The sequence below is a fragment of the Enterobacter sp. DC4 genome, from assembly GCF_000568095.1.
GTDB lineage: Bacteria > Pseudomonadota > Gammaproteobacteria > Enterobacterales > Enterobacteriaceae > Enterobacter > Enterobacter pseudoroggenkampii.
In genome coordinates this window covers 453,828-471,508 of record NZ_AZUB01000001.1, presented here as the reverse complement: position 1 = coordinate 471,508, position 17,681 = coordinate 453,828, and the positions used below count along the sequence as shown (strand labels likewise).

The 17,681-nt window shown below is 53.3% G+C and carries 20 protein-coding genes and 2 tRNA genes; 13 read left to right on the top strand and 9 right to left on the bottom strand.

What is annotated here, in order from left to right:
• The first annotated feature begins 4 nt into the window (after positions 1 to 4).
• Positions 5 to 607 (top strand): cob(I)yrinic acid a,c-diamide adenosyltransferase, encoded by a 603-nt coding sequence (gene cobO, locus P349_RS21790; protein WP_024907741.1) that lies wholly within the window; start codon positions 5 to 7, stop codon positions 605 to 607.
• A gap of 47 nt (positions 608 to 654) precedes the next feature.
• On the opposite strand, the gene P349_RS21795 is transcribed toward cobO, so the two are convergent.
• Positions 655 to 1,560, bottom strand: coding sequence for a LysR substrate-binding domain-containing protein (locus P349_RS21795; protein WP_032649096.1), 906 nt, complete (start codon positions 1,558 to 1,560; stop codon positions 655 to 657).
• A 463-nt stretch (positions 1,561 to 2,023) separates the two neighbouring features.
• A tRNA-Ser gene (locus P349_RS21800) sits at positions 2,024 to 2,111 on the bottom strand.
• Between the two features lie 277 nt (positions 2,112 to 2,388).
• Here P349_RS21800 and P349_RS21805 point away from each other — a divergent pair.
• The 6 genes from P349_RS21805 to P349_RS21830 all read left to right on the top strand — a co-directional run bounded on the left by P349_RS21805 (position 2,389) and on the right by P349_RS21830 (position 8,642).
• Positions 2,389 to 3,525, top strand: a complete 1,137-nt coding sequence (locus tag P349_RS21805) for a D-alanyl-lipoteichoic acid biosynthesis protein DltD (RefSeq protein ID WP_032649098.1) — start codon at positions 2,389 to 2,391, stop codon at positions 3,523 to 3,525.
• Positions 3,526 to 3,653: 128 nt separating this feature from the next.
• Positions 3,654 to 4,772, top strand: a complete 1,119-nt coding sequence (locus tag P349_RS21810; protein WP_032649101.1) for an MBOAT family O-acyltransferase — start codon at positions 3,654 to 3,656, stop codon at positions 4,770 to 4,772.
• Positions 4,769 to 6,202, top strand: a complete 1,434-nt coding sequence (locus tag P349_RS21815; protein WP_032649104.1) for an AMP-binding protein — start codon at positions 4,769 to 4,771, stop codon at positions 6,200 to 6,202. Before P349_RS21810 ends, P349_RS21815 begins: the two co-directional genes overlap by 4 nt.
• A 17-nt stretch (positions 6,203 to 6,219) precedes the next feature.
• Positions 6,220 to 6,438 carry an acyl carrier protein gene (locus tag P349_RS21820; protein WP_008499867.1) on the top strand — a complete coding sequence of 73 codons (219 nt, stop codon included), beginning with the start codon at positions 6,220 to 6,222 and terminating at the stop codon, positions 6,436 to 6,438.
• A gap of 158 nt (positions 6,439 to 6,596) precedes the next feature.
• Positions 6,597 to 7,625 (top strand): diguanylate cyclase domain-containing protein, encoded by a 1,029-nt coding sequence (locus tag P349_RS21825; RefSeq protein WP_032649106.1) that lies wholly within the window; start codon positions 6,597 to 6,599, stop codon positions 7,623 to 7,625.
• Positions 7,626 to 7,805: 180 nt separating this feature from the next.
• Positions 7,806 to 8,642 carry an alpha/beta fold hydrolase gene (locus P349_RS21830; RefSeq protein ID WP_032649107.1) on the top strand — a complete coding sequence of 279 codons (837 nt, stop codon included), beginning with the start codon at positions 7,806 to 7,808 and terminating at the stop codon, positions 8,640 to 8,642.
• 106 nt (positions 8,643 to 8,748) lie between these two features.
• Here the strand turns inward: P349_RS21830 and P349_RS21835 are convergent, their stop codons facing one another.
• Positions 8,749 to 9,006, bottom strand: coding sequence for a YjhX family toxin (locus P349_RS21835; RefSeq protein WP_021240841.1), 258 nt, complete (start codon positions 9,004 to 9,006; stop codon positions 8,749 to 8,751).
• Positions 9,007 to 9,320: 314 nt separating this feature from the next.
• Between P349_RS21835 and P349_RS21840 the strand changes: the two genes are divergently transcribed.
• Complete coding sequence (locus P349_RS21840; protein ID WP_032649109.1) at positions 9,321 to 9,725, top strand: GNAT family N-acetyltransferase; 405 nt, start codon at positions 9,321 to 9,323, stop codon at positions 9,723 to 9,725.
• Between the two features lie 65 nt (positions 9,726 to 9,790).
• Here P349_RS21840 and P349_RS21845 read toward each other — a convergent pair.
• A tRNA-Ser gene (locus tag P349_RS21845) sits at positions 9,791 to 9,878 on the bottom strand.
• Between the two features lie 130 nt (positions 9,879 to 10,008).
• Positions 10,009 to 11,637, bottom strand: coding sequence for an ABC transporter substrate-binding protein (locus P349_RS21850; protein ID WP_032649111.1), 1,629 nt, complete (start codon positions 11,635 to 11,637; stop codon positions 10,009 to 10,011).
• Between the two features lie 270 nt (positions 11,638 to 11,907).
• Here P349_RS21850 and yccA point away from each other — a divergent pair, with 270 nt between their 5' ends.
• Positions 11,908 to 12,567: an FtsH protease modulator YccA gene (gene yccA / locus P349_RS21855; RefSeq protein ID WP_023335168.1), complete on the top strand. Its 660-nt coding sequence runs from the start codon at positions 11,908 to 11,910 to the stop codon at positions 12,565 to 12,567.
• Between the two features lie 87 nt (positions 12,568 to 12,654).
• The gene (gene tusE / locus P349_RS21860; RefSeq protein ID WP_032649117.1) at positions 12,655 to 12,984 is read left to right on the top strand and encodes a sulfurtransferase TusE; all 330 of its coding nucleotides are present in this window, start codon (positions 12,655 to 12,657) and stop codon (positions 12,982 to 12,984) included.
• Here tusE and yccX read toward each other — a convergent pair.
• The 3 genes from yccX to P349_RS21875 are packed head-to-tail and all read right to left on the bottom strand — an operon-like array spanning position 12,981 to position 14,630.
• The gene (gene yccX, locus P349_RS21865) at positions 12,981 to 13,262 is read right to left on the bottom strand and encodes an acylphosphatase (protein ID WP_024907755.1); all 282 of its coding nucleotides are present in this window, start codon (positions 13,260 to 13,262) and stop codon (positions 12,981 to 12,983) included. The two genes, tusE and yccX, sit on opposite strands and share 4 nt — an antisense overlap.
• Before the next feature lie 11 nt (positions 13,263 to 13,273).
• Positions 13,274 to 14,062 carry an AraC family transcriptional regulator gene (locus P349_RS21870; protein ID WP_032649118.1) on the bottom strand — a complete coding sequence of 263 codons (789 nt, stop codon included), beginning with the start codon at positions 14,060 to 14,062 and terminating at the stop codon, positions 13,274 to 13,276.
• Between the two features lie 10 nt (positions 14,063 to 14,072).
• Positions 14,073 to 14,630, bottom strand: a complete 558-nt coding sequence (locus P349_RS21875) for a kinase inhibitor (protein WP_032649120.1) — start codon at positions 14,628 to 14,630, stop codon at positions 14,073 to 14,075.
• 174 nt (positions 14,631 to 14,804) lie between these two features.
• Between P349_RS21875 and rlmI the strand changes: the two genes are divergently transcribed.
• Together rlmI and hspQ are read left to right on the top strand one after the other, a co-directional pair.
• Positions 14,805 to 15,995 carry a 23S rRNA (cytosine(1962)-C(5))-methyltransferase RlmI gene (gene rlmI, locus P349_RS21880; RefSeq protein ID WP_032649122.1) on the top strand — a complete coding sequence of 397 codons (1,191 nt, stop codon included), beginning with the start codon at positions 14,805 to 14,807 and terminating at the stop codon, positions 15,993 to 15,995.
• A gap of 60 nt (positions 15,996 to 16,055) precedes the next feature.
• Complete coding sequence (gene hspQ / locus P349_RS21885) at positions 16,056 to 16,373, top strand: heat shock protein HspQ (RefSeq protein ID WP_008499919.1); 318 nt, start codon at positions 16,056 to 16,058, stop codon at positions 16,371 to 16,373.
• 37 nt (positions 16,374 to 16,410) lie between these two features.
• Here the strand turns inward: hspQ and P349_RS21890 are convergent, their stop codons facing one another.
• Positions 16,411 to 16,824 (bottom strand): CoA-binding protein, encoded by a 414-nt coding sequence (locus P349_RS21890; RefSeq protein ID WP_008499920.1) that lies wholly within the window; start codon positions 16,822 to 16,824, stop codon positions 16,411 to 16,413.
• A 173-nt stretch (positions 16,825 to 16,997) separates the two neighbouring features.
• Here P349_RS21890 and csgI point away from each other — a divergent pair, with 173 nt between their 5' ends.
• Complete coding sequence (gene csgI, locus P349_RS21895) at positions 16,998 to 17,660, top strand: curli synthesis inhibitor (RefSeq protein ID WP_032649125.1); 663 nt, start codon at positions 16,998 to 17,000, stop codon at positions 17,658 to 17,660.
• The last annotated feature ends 21 nt before the right edge of the window (positions 17,661 to 17,681 follow it).

Sequence of the window (17,681 nt, the reverse complement as noted above, 5' to 3'; positions counted from 1 at the left end):
CACTATGGAAGCGCGAGCTAACGCAGAAAAACACCGCCAACGACAGCAAAAGCGCAAAGAGCAGGTTGATATCCGCGTGGCGGCGGCAACAGAGAAGAAAGGCATTCTGATCGTCTTCACCGGCAACGGAAAAGGCAAGTCCACCGCCGCCTTCGGTACGGCGACGCGTGCCGTCGGCCACGGTAAAACCGTTGGCGTCGCGCAGTTTATTAAAGGCCAGTGGGATAATGGTGAATACAACACCCTGCATCCGCTCGGCGTCGAATTCCACATTATGGGCACCGGCTTTACCTGGGAGACACAAAACCGGGAGACGGATATTCAGGCCGCAGCGGCGGTGTGGCAGGAGAGCAAGCGCATGCTGGCTGACCCGAGCTACGACCTGGTGGTTCTGGATGAGCTCACCTATATGCTGGCTTATCACTATCTGGATACTCAGGAGGTGATCGCGGCAGTTGAGAACCGTCCGGTGCAGCAGACCGTGATCGTCACCGGACGCGGCTGTCACTCGCAGTTACTGGCGCTTGCCGACACGGTCAGCGAAATGCGCCCGGTAAAACACGCATTTGACAGCGGTATTCAGGCGCAGGAGGGCATTGACTGGTAAGCATGTCTGTACCGGATGGCGCGCCGCACTGCCGCCATCCGGTGTTATTACGCGGCCGGCGATACCACTGATTTTTGTAATAGCCACTCGCGAAAGGTTTGTAACGGCAGGGACTGAGCCTTTTCCTCCCGCCACGTCATGATGAAGCGGTTGCCGGTGCGGATAGGAACATCACAGGGGATCACCATCTCGCCGCAGTCCAGGTCATGCTGGATGGCGAAGCGGGGAAGCAGCGCGACCCCAAGATTCGATCGTACTGCGGCAATCAGCATCGAGAGGAGGTCAAAACGCGGGCCAAGGTTCACGTCCGGACTGTTAATACCGGACAGCGCAAACCACTCCTGCCAGCCATTGATGCGAGTGCTTTGGTGTAACAGCGGAAACTCACTGAGCAGCTCCTCAACCCCCAGCTTCTGCTCCGCGCTGGGGAGCAAGCTTCGGCTGCAGACCGGCAGGATCTCCTCTTCAAATAAATAATCGACTTCCGACCACGGGGGACAAAAATCGGCGCGCATAATAGCCGCATCGTATTCACGATTTAAAAAATCGCCGATATTGGCCAGCGAGTGAATGTTAACAATAATATCAGGATTTAATTTATTAAACTCCCATAAATTAGGGATCAGCCAATGCGTACTGAAGGTGGGATTTACCGCCAGCTCCACAACCTGAACGGCAGGCTGCCAGGACATTATCATATTTGTATCGCGTTCCAGCTTATTAAGCGTCTCTTTGACGATATTCAAATAATGCTTGCCTGCTGCATTCAGAAAAATCCGCTTTTTGGCATGATTGAATAATGAGGTGTGTAAAAACTCCTCCAGGGCCGTCACCTGTCTGAACACTGCACTCTGCGTTAACGCCAGCTCTTCTGCCGCGCGGGTATAGCTTTCGTGACGCGCCACAACTTCGAACGTCACCAGCAACTCGCTCTTGGGGATTTTTCCTCTCATCATGTCTTCCATTCATGGTGGGTAACAGTAATTTTTTGAAGCGAATAAACCCTGCTTCAGAACGATACCGCCATTATATTTTAGTTATGCTCTGTCGGCAGTGATCCACACCATGATTTAATCAGTTTTGCGCGTCAGGCCAAACTACTTGCAGAAAATGAAATGAAACATGAAAGATTATTAAGAACCTGTTCTCTTTTGTGCCTCGTGTAATGGAGACAGCGTCTTATTATATGAAAAATCATATGGCCATTAAAAACAGGAATAGCATCGGGCTGGACGTTAAAAAATATAAAACAAAACGTTGTGCTAAAAATAGAACAGGGTTCTGTGTACGTCTTTTGATCACCGGCGCACCCGCGTGACGGATGCCAGAGCACCGTTCCAGCGCCTCTTCAGTACGCAAGCAGAAACCGGCTCAAAACAAAAAACCCAGATCGCATAACGATCTGGGTTTCGAATTTGGCGGAAGCGTAGAGATTCGAACTCTAGAACCCTTTCGGGTCGCCGGTTTTCAAGACCGGTGCCTTCAACCGCTCGGCCACGCTTCCAAAGTGAGGCGCACTATAAACATCTATTAGCGCCTTGTAAAGCAGGAATTTTTCTATTTTTAGCCACCGGCGTTTGACTGCGCAAAAATCACCCAGACGCTTACCGCGCATCGGTCTCTGCTCCCTTGTACATACCGTTACACAGCAACGCTCATCCTTTTAAATCGCTCTGGTATAGAATGCCACAAAAATAGACGGCCATTTGTTGTGTAATTGTTATAAATCTGAGTACCGACAGATTTTAGAAATTACTGCCATGCAGTGTTACTGGTTGATGATGAAAATCAAAAATACGCTTTGCTTACATATCCTGATGGCGACCCTGGCCATTTTGTTCCTGTGTGTTCACCCGCTGGTGACGAGCTTCGATCCGCCCCTCACGTTCCAGCCGCTGATTAAATCAATGGAGGGCACGCCGAAAGAACAAGCGGAAAAAATTGCGACTATTTCCCATGCCTTACAAGGTAATGCGATTTTCTTCATTGGCGCGTCTGAGGTTGCCACCTCAGAAGATGAACATTACGCTGTATATAATTACTTTAATAAGCGATTGCACACACCCGTTGTGGCGTATGGCGATGCGTTTGTCGATGACGAAACGCAGTTTTTACTGTTCTCGCGTTTTAAAAATAGCCTTAACGCAAACAGTAAAGTTGTTTTACTTCTGGCACCTGACAGCTTTTACTCAAAAGGGCTGCCACCGGCTATCTATGCCGATAATTTCCCCGGTTCTATTTTTAATCCGCTGATGAAGGACCCGCAGGCGCGCCCGCTGCTGGTTAATTATTTAAAGCATATTAATAGTAAAGAGATAAGCCATTTAACCTTTGGCCAAATGCGCGTCTTTGGCTGGCACCCCGATCTGATGTGGGACGAGCTGAGCTTCCAGTTTGCGAACGTCTGCACAATGATAAAAAACGACTGGCTGGCGCTGCTCAACGTCACGCCCCAGACGGTACAGCCGTGGCCGCAGCAGCCCACCACCCACATTACCCCTGACTGGGATAAAGAGCTGGCGAATGCGCGCGAGTTAAATAAAAAACGCCAGCAGAGCGCGGCCACGCTGTGGATGGACAAAACGATTTACGAAGAGGACGGTAAGCCGCAACAGTGGGATGACACGCCGGTCGTGCCTGCGCAAATCGCCGCGTTCAGTAAAACCGTCCAGCTGCTGAAGGAACGTCACGTGCAAGTAATTGCTATCGTCGACCCGGTTAACCCCTGGGCGCTTTACAATACCGATACCTTCCGCCCGGTTGATAAGCAAATTAAAACCATTCTGGAAAAGAACCAGATCCCTTATTTAGATATGTACGCCATGCCTTATCAGAATGGCTGGAACTGGGATCGTTTGCACCCTTCCGAACTGGCCTGGGTTCCTATGATTCGCTTTATTGCACAGAGCTTTAAATAATGAAAATCGCGATCCGTCTTTTTTTCCTTTATCTCCTGCTGGCGATCACTATCGTCGCGTGGACCTCTGTCGATGACAGCATGAGTATGCAGCTGCATTTTGAATATCAAAAGTTCTGAGGCCGAATGATGTATAGCTCAGGAATGTTTTTTGTCTATTTGTTTTCATCCGCTCTGGTGTTTGCGCTGGTCAATCGCGTATTACGTCATCGCCTGACTTATTTATCGGCCTTATCTGTCCTGGCTGCATTAGGCTGGGGTTATATTTTTCAGGGTGATTACCGTGTTCCCGCGGTCGTTTTTATCAGTTTTTACCTTGTCGCCGCGTTAAAAGAAAAAGGATGGTTAAAAACCTGGCAAGCTATTGTATTAACGCTGCTTCCTTTATTTTTAGTGAAATTACACGTTAATCATCATCTCGGCATGATCGGCCTCTCTTTTATGACGTTCCGCGCAGTAGACGTGCTGCTCTATCGCAGTAAAAAGGAAGGCCAGAATTTCCTGCACTATTTCTGCTATCTGTTTATGCCCTTTATCATCCTGGCAGGCCCGATGTACCGCTGGCGGACATGGATGAGTGACGTCAGCAAGCCCGTGTTTGCCCTTAACCGTGAACAGTTTTTGGTCGCGTTAGAGCAAATCATTACCGGCATTATCCAGAAGTTCCTGTTTGCCATGCTGGTTGATTCACTTGTCGTGCAGTCCTGGAGCCATAAGCCGTTTACGCTGACCGTGGGCGTGGTGATGTCGATTGCCTATAGCGCCTACCTCTACTTTGATTTTGCGGGCTACAGCAATATGGCCATCGGTGCGGGCCGCCTGTTTGGGCTGAACATTCCGGCAAACTTCAATATGCCCCTTCTGGCAAAGAATCCGCAGGACTTCTGGCGCCGCTTCCACATCAGTTTGTCTGAATGGCTGCGCGATGTGGTCTTTATGCCCGTCTATATGAACCTGATGAAGTTCAACTTTTTCCGTCAGAACAAAACGCTGGCGCAAAATATCGGTATTTTTTGCACCCTGTTCTGCATGGGGGCATGGAATGGCCTGGAACGCCATTACGTCATCAGCGGCGCGCTGTTTGGCGCGATTTCCGTTACTCATAACATGCTGCTGTGGTCAGCCAAGCGCAGCCCGGCATTGCACCGCGGTTTGCAGTATCCGGCCGTTGCGTTTTTAGGGAGAATTCTGACGCTGGGAAGCGCCGCGGGATCCCTTTACATCTTTAGTGGAATGTCACCTCTATGAAAAATCACTCCGATCTTCAGGAACTGCAGGATTTCTTACGTGCGGCATTATGCGATCCCGCCTCCCCGCAGCAACTGGCCATCAGCGGCAGCGACGAAGCCTTAAGCTGGCTACAGCTTTCTGCTGCCGTGACGGACTGGGCACAGCGCTACCAGCGTTGCCAGCCTGTTGCCGGTACGCCGGTCGTCTTGTACGGACACCAGCAGGCCGAGTTCGCCGTGGCGATTTATAGCTGTCTGCTGCACAATATTCCGTACATCCCGGTGGACTGCATCTACCCACAGGAGCGCCTGCGGGAGATCTGCCATCTGGCCAATGCCCCTTACTATTACGACGTCGCGACCCGGCAGTTCATCGCCACGGGTGAACCAGGCAAGGTGCTGGAGGAGCAGGATCTGGCCTATATCATGTTTACCTCAGGCAGCACCGGCAAGCCTAAAGGGGTGCAGATTGGGCGTGAAAGCGTATGGCACTTCATGAAATGGGTCAGTCAGGACTTTTCGCTGCCGGAAAAACCGGTGCTGATGAACCACGCGGTGTTCAGTTTTGACCTCTCCCTGATCCCTTTGCTGGCGAATCTGGCGATGGGCGGACACATTGTGCTGAACGCCAAAGACGATATTCAGAAAGAGAACTGGCTGGAGCGACTGAAAAGCAACGCGGTCTCCGCCTGGGTTTCCACCCCCTCTTTTGCATACCAGCAGCTGCTTTCCCCGCAGTTCAACAGCGAGTATTTGCCTGCGCTCAACGTCTTTATCTTCATTGGTGAAGTGTTAAATAAGGCGCTGGTTAAACAGCTCCGCCGCCGTTTCCCGCAGGCCAAAATCATCAACTCCTATGGCCCGACGGAAGCGACCATCGCAACAACTGTCGTTGAAATCACTGATGAGATCCTGAACAGCGACAGCGCAGTGCTGCCGGTGGGAGTCATGATGCCTGAGAGCAGAATGGAAATTTCCGCTGAGGGCGAGCTGATTATCTGGGGTAAAAACGTCATGCGCGGCTACCTCGGCCTGCCGCAGGAGAACGCAGAAAAATTACTCCGTCGGGAAAATGAAGCATTTCGCGGCTACCGGACAGGGGATCTGGGCTATGAAGCGGGGCTTATCTATTGCCAGGGCCGCAACGATAGCCAGGTCAAACTGAATGGCTACCGTATTGAAATCAATGAGATTGAAAACCGCCTGCTGGCCATGTCCGGTATCAACGAAGCGGTGGTTCTGCCACTGATGAAATCCTGCGGCAGCGTGCTGCGCATTGCCGCGTTCTGCGTGACGGATATGGCGCCGGATACCATCAAAACGTCGCTGTCGAAGGTGGTCCCGCACTATATGGTGCCTTCACAAATTATCGTAAAAGACGCTTTGCCGCTGAATCCTAACGGCAAAATTGACCGCAAGCTGCTGGACGCTTACGCCCGCACAAATTAATGACTCCAGGAAAAATTATGGAACAAGAAATTCTCGCCCTGTTCGAAAAAGTGTTATCCCGTAAGGTGGGCTTTCACGATGAACTGATTGAATCCGACATTCTCGACTCCATCCTGGCAGTCGATATGGTGCTGGAAGTGCAGGACGTTTACGGCTGTATGATCCCGCCAACTGACGTGGCGACGGTGCTGAAAACCCCGGCGGACCTGGCCCGCTATATTGAAGAAAACCGTTAATCCGGAAGGCTCTGGAGGCATGCTCCAGAGCCTGTTTCATTTATGCTGTCCAGATTACCTGCAAGCCACCTACCGCCGTCCTGCCTCACTCCCGATACAAAAAGTTATCAACAGCGCCATAATTGATACGTGCTTAACTTTTTGTTCAGGAATTCAGTATGCCGCCACGTACCGCCAGCGATCTCTATTCAGAAATGAAAAATATGTCCGTTGAAGAGCGGATCCGCTTTTTCTCTCTTTCGCTGGCGGAAATGCACAGCGAACTGCAGGAGAGCATCAGCCAGATAGAGTCGATGAAGCAGGCGCTGGAAGAGAGTGAAGAGTACCATCGTCAGCTGGTTGAAACCGCGCAGGATGCGGTGATAACCATCGATCATGCCGGTAACGTTGTGAACTGGAACCAGGCGGCAGAGCGCATGTTTGGCTGGTCAGCGGAGGAAGCGATAGGCAACAGTCTTGGCAAGATGATCGTGCCGGAAGCGTTTCGAGAGCAGCACGCACGCGGCCTGATGCGCTTTAAGGCCGGACAACCGTCGAATATTCTCAACCGCACTATCGAGATTGCTGCGCTGCATCGAACCAAAGGCGAGTTCCCTATTGAGCTCTCGATATGGCCGCATCAGCAGGCGGGTAAGCAAATATTTTCAGCCTTTATTCGCGATATTACCGATCGCAAACAGCGTGAACATATCGCCTGGCTGCACGCTAACTTTGATGCCCTGACGGGGTTACCGAACCGGAGATTATTGGTTAACCGTCTGGAACTGGCGATCGCCCAGGCTATCGCTCACGATAAAGAAGTGGCGCTGCTGTTTATCGATCTCGACCGGTTTAAACCGGTGAACGATCGGCATGGTCATGCCGTTGGCGACGAGCTGCTGCGGCTGGTGGCATTTCGTCTGCAAAGCGTACTGCGCGAAGGCGACACGGTTGCCCGACTCGGTGGCGATGAGTTTGTCGCCCTGCTCCCCGATTTAACGACCGATGATGCCTTACCCACACACACGGCGGAAAAGATCAGCGCCGCGCTGGCACAGTCATTTTTGATTAACGAGCAGGTGATTTCCATCTCAGGCAGCATTGGTATTGCACGCTTTCCTCATGATGCGTGTGATGCCGATACATTGCTCAATAGCGCAGACAAGGCGATGTATACCCGCAAGCGGGTTACGCCGGGAGAACGATGATGGAGCTGGCGCTTTCGATGCCTTTAACAGGAATGAAACCGACTGCTTTTACTATTTCTCCTACACTTTAGGAGTACTGTCGGTACGGGAAACAGAAAAAAGCCAAATTAATTAAGGCATTAATGATTCACTGTGCGCTCAGCCGGGGATCATTTTGCCTTTAACAGAGGAGTCTGCGGTATGGCATTCGTAACCACGAAAGACGGCGTCAACATTTACTACAAAGACTGGGGCCCAAAAGAGGCCCAACCGATTGTTTTCCACCACGGCTGGCCGCTAAGTGCCGATGACTGGGATAACCAGATGCTCTTCTTCCTTGCAGAAGGCTATCGCGTTATCGCTATCGATCGCCGTGGTCATGGGCGTTCGGACCAGGTGAGTGAAGGCCACGACATGGATCATTATGCGGCCGATGCGTCAGCCGTGGTTGAAAGCCTGGATCTGCGTAATGCCGTGCACGTCGGTCACTCCACCGGCGGCGGCCAGGTCGCCCGCTATGTTGCGCGGTATGGCCAACCGCAGGGGCGCGTCGCCAAAGCGGTGCTCGTCAGCGCCGTTCCCCCTCTGATGGTAAAAACCGAAACTAACCCCGGCGGCACGCCCATTGAGGTTTTCGACGGCTTCCGCAAAGCGCTGGCGGCTAACCGCGCCCAGTTTTACCTCGACGTTGCCAGCGGTCCGTTCTACGGCTTTAATCGCAATGGCGCGGACGTTTCACAGGGCACGATCCAGAACTGGTGGCGTCAGGGGATGATCGGGAGCGCCAAGGCCCACTACGAGGGGATTAAGGCGTTTTCAGAGACCGACCAGACGGAAGATTTGAAAACCATCACGGTTCCTGTTCTGGTGTTGCAGGGCGATGACGATCAGGTCGTGCCGTATAAAAATGCTGCCCTGCTGCAGGACAAGCTGCTGGCGAACAGCGTACTGAAAATTTATCCGGGCTTCCCGCACGGGATGCATACCACCCATGCGGATACCATCAACGCGGACATTCTGGCTTTTATTCGCTCATAACGCCGCGTTTCTTGCCGGGTGGCGCTGCGCTTACCCGGCCTACATTCCGCCACGATATCCCGTTCAATGCATGAACGCCACCCGAGGGTGGCGTTATTTATTCCGCTTAGCGATTATCCAGCTGGGCGCGAACGTTGTTCAGCCCGGTGGTGTTGATGCGGTAAGGCTGCCCGTTCACGGAACGGATCAGCTTTTTGGTGCGGAGTTTTTTAAAGACGCTGAGCGTACAGTCGCTCAGCACCAGCCCTTCGCGGGTGTAGCACTCAACGGACGTGACGCGGCCAGAACTGTCGCGGACGTGCACAATACGTCCACCTTTGGCGAGAACGTGTAAGGTACGTTGTTCCTGACGGGATAAATTCATACTGGAAAACCTGTGTAATCATCATGCGTAAAAACGAGCCCACACCCGCAGGTGCGTGCGTAAGGTTTAAGCGCAGCGATAACCAGTCCGTCCTGAAAAGGGCGGGAAGCTGATTATCTGATGAAAACATTCTCCAGCATCAAAGCCTCGGTAAGAGATGAAAAGGTATTTACGGGGTGAATGATAACGCGAGTTTTTTACAGGGGAATAGCGGGAAGTTAAAAGTGTGAACGGGATCGGTCCGTAAAATCGTCTTTCGTCAATTTTACTGCCAGACTGAAACCCTTTACTGAACACCGACTGGAGCTCTTCTTATGCCTGATAACTATACCGTGGTTGAAACCGTCCCCACTGCAGAAGCGTTTTGCCGGCTGCGCGAAATCTCGGGTCTTAGTCCTCGCCCGCTGGAAGCGGCACAAAAAGCGCTGCCCGGCAGCTGCTATGGCATGCATATAGTGTTTCAGGGAAAACCGGTCGGTATGGGGCGCATCGTGGGGGATGGTGCGTTGAATTTTGATATTGTCGACGTCGCGGTTGATCCGCTTCATCAGGGGAAAGGGCTAGGCAGAATCATTATGGAAACGCTTGTTGCCTGGCTGGATAACCATGCCTGCAAAGGTGCCTACGTTTGTTTAATGGCGGATATTCCTGAGCTTTATGCAAAATTTGGTTTTACGCTCGTGCGCCCGTCAAGCGAAGGGATGGCCAGAGTCTGGTGAAGGGCAAATCCGCGTTAAGACAAAAAGAAAAACCCCAGGTTAACGAGTAACCTGGGGTTTATATCTGGCGGAAGCGCAGAGATTCGAACTCTGGAACCCTTTCGGGTCGCCGGTTTTCAAGACCGGTGCCTTCAACCGCTCGGCCACACTTCCTAAGTGAGGCGAACTATAAACACCTCACCGCGTGCTGTAAAGAGTGGTGGCACTCGTTCGCTGTAAAAATAGTCAAAACGTGTTTAATCGGTTGAACTGACGACACATCGACGATTTTATCAGCACAGGCTTAGTGTTTTTTGATGTACATGTCTTTCGTGTAATAGTACCCGAGCTTATCCGGCGTAAATCCACCGACCCACGGTTTAACCAGGTGCGTGCGGACATAGTGATAAACCGGAATGGCAGGCACATCACGACCCAGCAGATCTTCCGCCTGCTGGTAGTACTTACCCCGCTCTTCCGCAGTGTTGGCTTTTGCGGCATTGAGCAGCGCCTGGTCGTATTCCGGATTGCTGTACTGACTGGTGTTTTCGCTGTCGCCGGTGCGGAAGTTGTTCAGGAAGGTCGCCGCATCGTCGTAATCGGCAATCCACGCGTACCGCACCGCATCAAAATTGTGGGTGTGCATGGTATCCAGCATGGTTTTCCACTCCTGATTTTGCAGCTTCGCGTCCACGCCGAGGTTTTTCTTCCACATGGAGCTGGCCGCAATCGCGATGCGCTGGTGCGATTCAGAGGTGTTATAGAGCAGGTTGAAGCTCAGAGGATGGCTGGCATTATATCCGGCCTCATTCAGCAGCTTTTTCGCCTCCGCGATGCGCTTGTCCAGCGGCCAACTGGCGTAATCCGGGTTCTGGAGCTTAACGCCGCCAATATCCGGCTGGCTGATGAGCCACGCCGGGCGCTGCCCCTGCCCTAATACTTTTCCGGCAATGATGTCTTTATCGAGCGCCATGTTCAGCGCCTTGCGCACGCGCGCGTCGTTGAACGGCGGACGGGTGGTATTGAATTCGTAGTAATAGGTCGCAAGCTGAGGTGAAACGTCCAGCTGGCTGCCCAGGGTTTTCTTGAGCTGGGCAAACTGGTTAATCGGCACCGTGTAGACAATGTCAATTTCGCCCGCTTTATAGCGGTTCACATCCGAGGCCTCGGAGGTGATAGGCAGATACGTCACCTTGTTAATCACGGTATGGTCATTATCCCAGTAGCGCGGGTTGCGCTCCGCCACGATGCGTTCGTTGACCACCCACTGGGACAGCTTATACGCCCCGCTGCTGACGAAATGTTCCGGCTTGGTCCATTTGTCGCCAAAGCGGCCAATCAGCACTTTATCCACCGGCACCAGCGACGGGTGCGCCAGCATGGCCAGGAATGCCGCATTAGGCTGCGTCAATGTGACTTCCAGCGTGGTGTCGTTTATCGCTTTCACGCCCAGCGTATCGGGGGCTTTTTTCCCCTGCGCAATATCCGCACCATTCACAATGTGCATGTTGCCTGGATAGCTGGCGTACGGAGAAGCGGTTTTAGGATCAACCAGACGCTGCCAGCTCCAGACTACATCTTCCGCGGTGATGGCAGTGCCGTCGCTCCAGGTGATGCCCGGGCGCAAATGGAACGTCCAGACGGTGTTGTCCTTGTTCTCCCATTTTTCCGCCAGTCGGGGCTGGACTTCTCCTGCAGGAGAGACGCTGACCAGCCCTTCGAATAAATCACTGATAATATTGAATTCGACATCGCTTTCGACTTTATGCGGGTCGAGCGAAGCGGGCTCATTACCGTTGTTCCTGACCAGTTCCTGCTTATCGGCCAGCTGCGTTCCTGCCGGCACGTTAGCCGCCCAGGCTGCCGTGCTGGCGCACAGGATCCCGGCGGTAAGTAAAGAGAGCGTAAAGCGCGTGCGTGTTTGTGGTTTCATTTCCTTCGCCTTATTGTCTGTTTTTGTGACGATCCGGAAATAACTCTTAGCGGCCTTATGGTAATAACGCAATAATTTTCAGTAACCTATAAGAGGTTGATCTGATTAATCGCGTCAAACCGCTGTTCATACTGGTGAAACCTATTTATGCAGAAGAAACAACCAGCTCCCGCGCTAACCTGCTGAGTAAAGATGGGTAAAACCACTTTGAGAGTGACGCGCCGTTTCCTATTCTTTCCGTTAATTACATCTGTCATAAGAGAGTGACTCATGGATCGTATAATTACTTCCTCACGCGACCGCACATCGCTTCTCAGCACCCACAAGGTGCTGCGCAATACCTATTTCATGCTCAGCCTGACGCTGGCGTTTTCCGCGATCACCGCCACCGCCAGCACCGTGCTGATGCTGCCGTCTCCGGGGCTGATCCTGACCCTGGTGGGTATGTATGGTTTGATGTTCCTGACCTACAAAACCGCTGACAAACCGGTCGGTATTCTGTCCGCGTTTGCCTTCACCGGCTTCCTGGGCTACATCCTGGGACCGATGCTGAACGCGTATCTGTCTGCCGGTATGGGTGACCTTATCGGTATGGCGCTGGGCGGTACCGCGCTGGTGTTCTTCTGCTGCTCGGCCTACGTGCTGACCACGCGTAAGGACATGTCCTTCCTCGGCGGCATGCTGATGGCGGGTGTTGTGGTGGTGCTGGTGGGTATGGTGGCCAACATCTTCCTGCAGCTGCCTGCCCTGCATCTGGCGATCAGCGCCGTGTTTATTCTGATTTCTTCCGGCGCGATCCTGTTTGAAACCAGCAACATCATTCGCGGCGGTGAAACGAACTATATTCGCGCCACCGTCAGCCTGTACGTGTCGCTGTACAACATCTTCGTCAGCCTGCTGAGCATCCTGGGCTTCGCCAGCCGGGATTAAACCGCAGCGCTGTGAACCTGGCCCCGCTTATGCGGGGCTTTGTTTTTTGGTACACTGCTGCGGTTTTTGACTGACGCGTGAATGACTATGTTGAGTTTTGAAGGCAAAGAGATCGAGACCGATAACGACGGTTATCTGAAAGAGAGTGGCCAGTGGAGCGAAGCGCTGGCAGAAGTGATTGCTGAGAAAGAAGGGATTACCCTCACCCCCGAACACTGGGAAGTGGTGCGTTTTGTCCGCGAGTTCTACCTCGAATTCAACACCTCTCCGGCCATCCGCATGCTGGTCAAAGCCATGGCCAATAAGTTCGGTGAAGAGAAAGGCAACAGCCGCTATCTGTATCGTCTGTTCCCGAAAGGCCCGGCAAAACAGGCCACCAAAATTGCCGGCCTGCCTAAACCGGTGAAGTGTATTTAATAACGAATACCGAAGTTCATATATTCCCGGCCGGGTTGATGCGGTTCCGTTAAGACCTTATCAACCCGTGCGCTGCGCGGCCCACCCGCTTTCAGCCACGCCACCAGCTTGTCGACCTGCTCCGCTTCGCCGCAGGCGACCACCTCAACGCTGCCGTCGTCCATGTTTCGCGCGTATCCCGTTAGTCCAAGCTGAACAGCTTCGCGCTGGGTGCTGTAGCGGAACCCCACGCCCTGAACGACGCCGTGAACCCAGGCAATGGTGCAGACTTTAGACATTATTTTTCTCCTTAACGTAGCGTTTTCGGCAAACAGCCGTAGTGTTGCCGGAAACGGGCGGTGAAACGAGAGCTGGAAAGATATCCACATTGTAATGCGATTTCGCCAATCGGTAATCGGGTTGACTGTAGCTGTGACAAAGCAACGGCCATCCTCACCTCCTCCACAATCTGGCGAAAACTCTGTGACTCCTCGCGTAACCGCCTGCGCAGCGTCGGTACGCTTAAGGCCAGACGGCTGGCGACGTCCTGCGCGCTCCAGGCTCTGGCGGGCGACAGCATAATGAACTGCCGCACCTGCTCGGTAAGGTTACTGTGTCGCTCAATAAGCAGCGGACCTGCCACGCCGTCATGCAGCAAGGCCAGCAACAGACCAAAGGCCTGATGCTTTTGTAGTGCCTCCGGTAAATCCTGACGCACGGCGTGCAGCAGGTTATCCCACATAAACGCCAGCCCCTCGCTCAGCGGCGCGCAGAGCGAATGCAACGTCGTGCGCGGCCAGGATTTCAGGTAATGCGCTTTAAACTCGGCAACGATCTCCGGAGATAACATGAGCAAGTCCGATCGAAACATGCCGTTCGCGGGCTGATTGATAATCTCCATCACCGTATTGGCAGGGATAATGATGAGTTGATCCCGTGTCGCCTCCAGGCGGTTATCGTCCTGAACAATCACCTTACTGCCGTGAGTGATATGACAAATAGCCGGAAAGAAGAGTTTAACCTGGTGCAGGCGATGCATTTTGCTGGCAGTCACTTCACCCGCAGTAAGATGTTTATGTCGAAAATGGAACTCCTGCACCCTGTCATCCTTATCTGCTGTAGGTTGCTGTTAACTGAGCCTTTGCCAGAGTGTGACTATTAATCATAAAACCGACCAGCGCGCCGCTGGCATTTTTGTCGACGGGCAGTGTATCCACGTCCAGCGCCCAGACGGTAACCTGATAGCGGTGAGGCTTGTCCCCGGCAGGTGGACATGCGCCGCCGAATCCAGAATAGCCGAAATCATTACGCCCCTGCACCACGCCGGCAGGTAATTTCTCGCCGTTCGGGTTACCGGCATCAGCGGGCAGCGTCATTGTATTCGCCGGTATATTGGCTACGGTCCAGTGCCACCAGCCGCTGCCGGTGGGCGCATCAGGGTCATAGACCGTAACGGCAAAACTTTTTGTACCGGCGGGCGGATTTTTCCATGCCAGCTGGGGAGAGGTATTCCCACCATGGCAGCCAAATCCCTCAAATACCTGCTGCTGCGCCAACCGGCGTTCGCCGGAAATATCCTGGCTGGTGATGCCAAAAGGCGTTGCCGCGAAAACCTGAAAACTCATTGCCGTCAGAGCGGCTATTGTGATGGCACTGCGCTTTTTCATGGGTGCTTCCTCTGCTGAACTGGAGGCCCTACTGTAAAGCCTGCTGCAATGCCGTAATGTGCCTAAGCGATTCGATTTTGTGCCGAAACGCTCAACGGCATCCGCAGATGATTGCGCCTTGCTGAATGTGCTACTCTACGCGCCATTTCCTTGGAATCGACAGAACAGCAAATTATGAGTGTACGTTTAGTGTTAGCCAAAGGGCGCGAGAAATCATTACTGCGCCGTCATCCCTGGGTCTTTTCCGGCGCGGTTGCCCGTATGGAAGGCAAAGCCAGCCTCGGTGAAACCATTGATATCGTTGACCATCAGGGGAAATGGTTAGCGCGAGGCGCTTACTCGCCAGCGTCCCAAATCCGTGCTCGCGTCTGGACGTTTGATAAAGATGAAACCATCGACATCGACTTCTTTGTGCATCGTCTGCAGCAGGCGCAGCAGTGGCGCGACTGGCTGGCAAAACGCGACGGGCTGGACAGCTACCGCCTGATTGCCGGTGAGTCCGACGGTCTGCCGGGCGTGACCATCGATCGCTTCGGTAACTTCCTGGTGCTGCAGCTCCTGAGCGCCGGAGCGGAATACCAGCGTGCCGCGCTGATTAGCGCGCTGCAAACGCTGTTCCCGCAGTGCGCCATTTACGACCGCAGCGATGTGGCGGTGCGCAAAAAAGAGGGCATGGAGCTGACGCAGGGTCCGGTTACGGGTGAACTGCCGCCTGCCCTGCTGCCGATTGAAGAGCACGGCATGAAGCTGCTGGTGGATATTCAGGGCGGGCACAAAACGGGTTACTACCTCGACCAGCGCGACAGCCGCCTGGCTACGCGTCAGTACGTTGCCGACAAACGCGTGCTGAACTGCTTCTCCTATACCGGTGGTTTCGCCGTTTCGGCACTGATGGGCGGCTGTGCCCAGGTGGTCAGCGTGGACACCTCACAGGAAGCGCTCGACGTGGCAAAACAGAACGTCGAGCTGAATAAGCTGGATCTGAGCAAAGCGGAGTTTGTGCGCGATGATGTGTTCAAGCTGCTGCGTAAATATCGCGATCAGGGCGAGAAGTTCGACGTCATCGTGATGGATCCGCCAAAGTTTGTGGAAAACAAAAGCCAGCTGATGGGCGCGTGCCGTGGGTATAAAGATATCAACATGCTGGCTATCCAGCTGCTGAACCCGGGCGGGATTCTCCTCACCTTCTCTTGCTCAGGCCTGATGACCACAGATTTATTTCAGAAAATCATCGCCGATGCCGCAATAGATGCTGGCCGTGATGTACAATTTATAGAGCAGTTCCGTCAGGCAGCCGATCACCCCGTGATTGCTACCTACCCGGAAGGACTGTATCTGAAAGGGTTTGCCTGTCGCGTCATGTAACTTGAAAAGAGAAATATTGCCCGCACATAACGTGTAAGTCGTATTTCCCGGGAGGTGACTATGATTGCCAGCAAATTCGGTATCGGCCAGCAGGTCCGCCACACTTTGCTCGGGTATTTGGGTGTGGTCGTGGATATCGACCCGGAGTATTCCCTTGATGAACCGTCAGCAGACGAGCTGGCGGTGAATGCAGAGCTTCGCGCCGCGCCCTGGTACCATGTGGTGATGGAAGGTGATGATGGACAACCCGTTCACACCTATCTTGCTGAAGCGCAGCTGAGCAGCGAGCTGCAGGAAGAGCATCCGGAGCAACCCACTATGGATGAACTTGCTCAGACTATCCGCAAACAGTTACAGGCTCCGCGCCTGCGGAACTAAGCGTGTAAAAAAAGCCCGATGAACGGGCTTTTTTTTATTACTTCGCCAGCCCCAGGCGGGGGATGTCGATCGCCGGACAGCGATCCATGACGACGTTTAACCCCGCATCCCGCGCCAGCACCGCAGCCTGCTCGTTAATCACGCCCAGCTGCATCCACAGCGTTTTCGCCCCGACGGCGATAGCGTCCTGCGCCACTTCCCACGCCGCCTCGGAATTTCGGAAGACATCAACCATATCAATTTTTTCCGGCACGTCAGCGAGCGTGGCATAACCCTGCTGGCCCAGTAAGGTTTTCCCCGCCACTTTTGGCGAGACCGGGATGACGTGATAGCCCTGATCGAGAAGGTATTTCATCACCCGATAGCTTGGACGATCGGGTTTATCGCTCGCGCCCACCAGCGCAATGGTACGCGTGGATGTCAGAATCTCGGCAATATCGTTCTCTTTCATGGTTTTTCTCCTGGCTTTTCTAAAAGTGTACGCCAAACCGCACATCTCAACCATCCATCCCATACCGACGCATGAGGGCAAAACGGCGAAATATGTCTATATGTTAGTAAACATGATTCTCGAAAAATTTAGATACATTAATGCGGCGACAGGATTTCTGACGGGAGCCTTCTATGAAAACCGGTATTGCCACTGCTCTGATTGCGTTAGTGATGCCGGTCTGCGTTTTTGCTACCACTCTCCGGCTCTCTACCGATATTGACCTCCTGGTACTGGACGGGAAAAAAGTCTCCAGTTCCTTATTGCGCGGTGCGGACAGTATCGAGCTGGATAACGGACCGCATCAGCTGGTATTCCGGGTGGAAAAATCGATCGGTCTGGCGAATCACGAGCAAAGGATGTATATCTCGCCGCCGCTGATCGTCAGCTTTAATACCCGGCAAATCAGTCAGGTCAACATTACCCTGCCTCGTCTTGAAACGGAGAAAGAATCGGCGGCCTTCGACGCGTCTCCGCGCATTGAATTGCTGGACGGAGATGCGATGCCGATTCCGGTGAAGCTGGATATTCTGGCACTGACGACCTCACCAAAAGGTCCGGACTACGAGGCCGCGACCCAGACCTATAACAAAGCGGGTAAACGCGCGTCGCTTCCTCAGTTTGCCACCATGATGGCTGACGACAGTACGCTGCTTTCCGGCGTCTCTGAACTGGACGTCATTCCTCCCCAGTCCCAGGCCCTGACGGAACAGCGCCTAAAATTCTGGTTCCAGCAGGCCGATCCCGACACGCGGGCCCGGTTTTTACAGTGGGCAAAACAACAACCTTCATCATAAGCCACATTTTTTACGCCTTTC

What these genes read in the sequence shown, in the direction of transcription:
- hspQ (WP_008499919.1), top strand. Translation starts at nt 16,056, where the DNA reads ATGATTGCCAGCAAATTCGGTATCGGCCAGCAGGTCCGCCACACTTTG.
- yccA (WP_023335168.1), top strand. Translation starts at nt 11,908, where the DNA reads ATGGATCGTATAATTACTTCCTCACGCGACCGCACATCGCTTCTCAGC.
- P349_RS21795 (WP_032649096.1), bottom strand. Translation starts at nt 1,560, where the DNA reads ATGAGAGGAAAAATCCCCAAGAGCGAGTTGCTGGTGACGTTCGAAGTT.
- csgI (WP_032649125.1), top strand. Translation starts at nt 16,998, where the DNA reads ATGAAAACCGGTATTGCCACTGCTCTGATTGCGTTAGTGATGCCGGTC.
- P349_RS21815 (WP_032649104.1), top strand. Translation starts at nt 4,769, where the DNA reads ATGAAAAATCACTCCGATCTTCAGGAACTGCAGGATTTCTTACGTGCG.
- P349_RS21850 (WP_032649111.1), bottom strand. Translation starts at nt 11,637, where the DNA reads ATGAAACCACAAACACGCACGCGCTTTACGCTCTCTTTACTTACCGCC.
- P349_RS21890 (WP_008499920.1), bottom strand. Translation starts at nt 16,824, where the DNA reads ATGAAAGAGAACGATATTGCCGAGATTCTGACATCCACGCGTACCATT.
- P349_RS21820 (WP_008499867.1), top strand. Translation starts at nt 6,220, where the DNA reads ATGGAACAAGAAATTCTCGCCCTGTTCGAAAAAGTGTTATCCCGTAAG.
- P349_RS21825 (WP_032649106.1), top strand. Translation starts at nt 6,597, where the DNA reads ATGCCGCCACGTACCGCCAGCGATCTCTATTCAGAAATGAAAAATATG.
- P349_RS21875 (WP_032649120.1), bottom strand. Translation starts at nt 14,630, where the DNA reads ATGAAAAAGCGCAGTGCCATCACAATAGCCGCTCTGACGGCAATGAGT.
- P349_RS21835 (WP_021240841.1), bottom strand. Translation starts at nt 9,006, where the DNA reads ATGAATTTATCCCGTCAGGAACAACGTACCTTACACGTTCTCGCCAAA.
- P349_RS21840 (WP_032649109.1), top strand. Translation starts at nt 9,321, where the DNA reads ATGCCTGATAACTATACCGTGGTTGAAACCGTCCCCACTGCAGAAGCG.
- P349_RS21830 (WP_032649107.1), top strand. Translation starts at nt 7,806, where the DNA reads ATGGCATTCGTAACCACGAAAGACGGCGTCAACATTTACTACAAAGAC.
- P349_RS21810 (WP_032649101.1), top strand. Translation starts at nt 3,654, where the DNA reads ATGTATAGCTCAGGAATGTTTTTTGTCTATTTGTTTTCATCCGCTCTG.
- P349_RS21805 (WP_032649098.1), top strand. Translation starts at nt 2,389, where the DNA reads ATGAAAATCAAAAATACGCTTTGCTTACATATCCTGATGGCGACCCTG.
- cobO (WP_024907741.1), top strand. Translation starts at nt 5, where the DNA reads ATGGAAGCGCGAGCTAACGCAGAAAAACACCGCCAACGACAGCAAAAG.
- yccX (WP_024907755.1), bottom strand. Translation starts at nt 13,262, where the DNA reads ATGTCTAAAGTCTGCACCATTGCCTGGGTTCACGGCGTCGTTCAGGGC.
- tusE (WP_032649117.1), top strand. Translation starts at nt 12,655, where the DNA reads ATGTTGAGTTTTGAAGGCAAAGAGATCGAGACCGATAACGACGGTTAT.
- rlmI (WP_032649122.1), top strand. Translation starts at nt 14,805, where the DNA reads ATGAGTGTACGTTTAGTGTTAGCCAAAGGGCGCGAGAAATCATTACTG.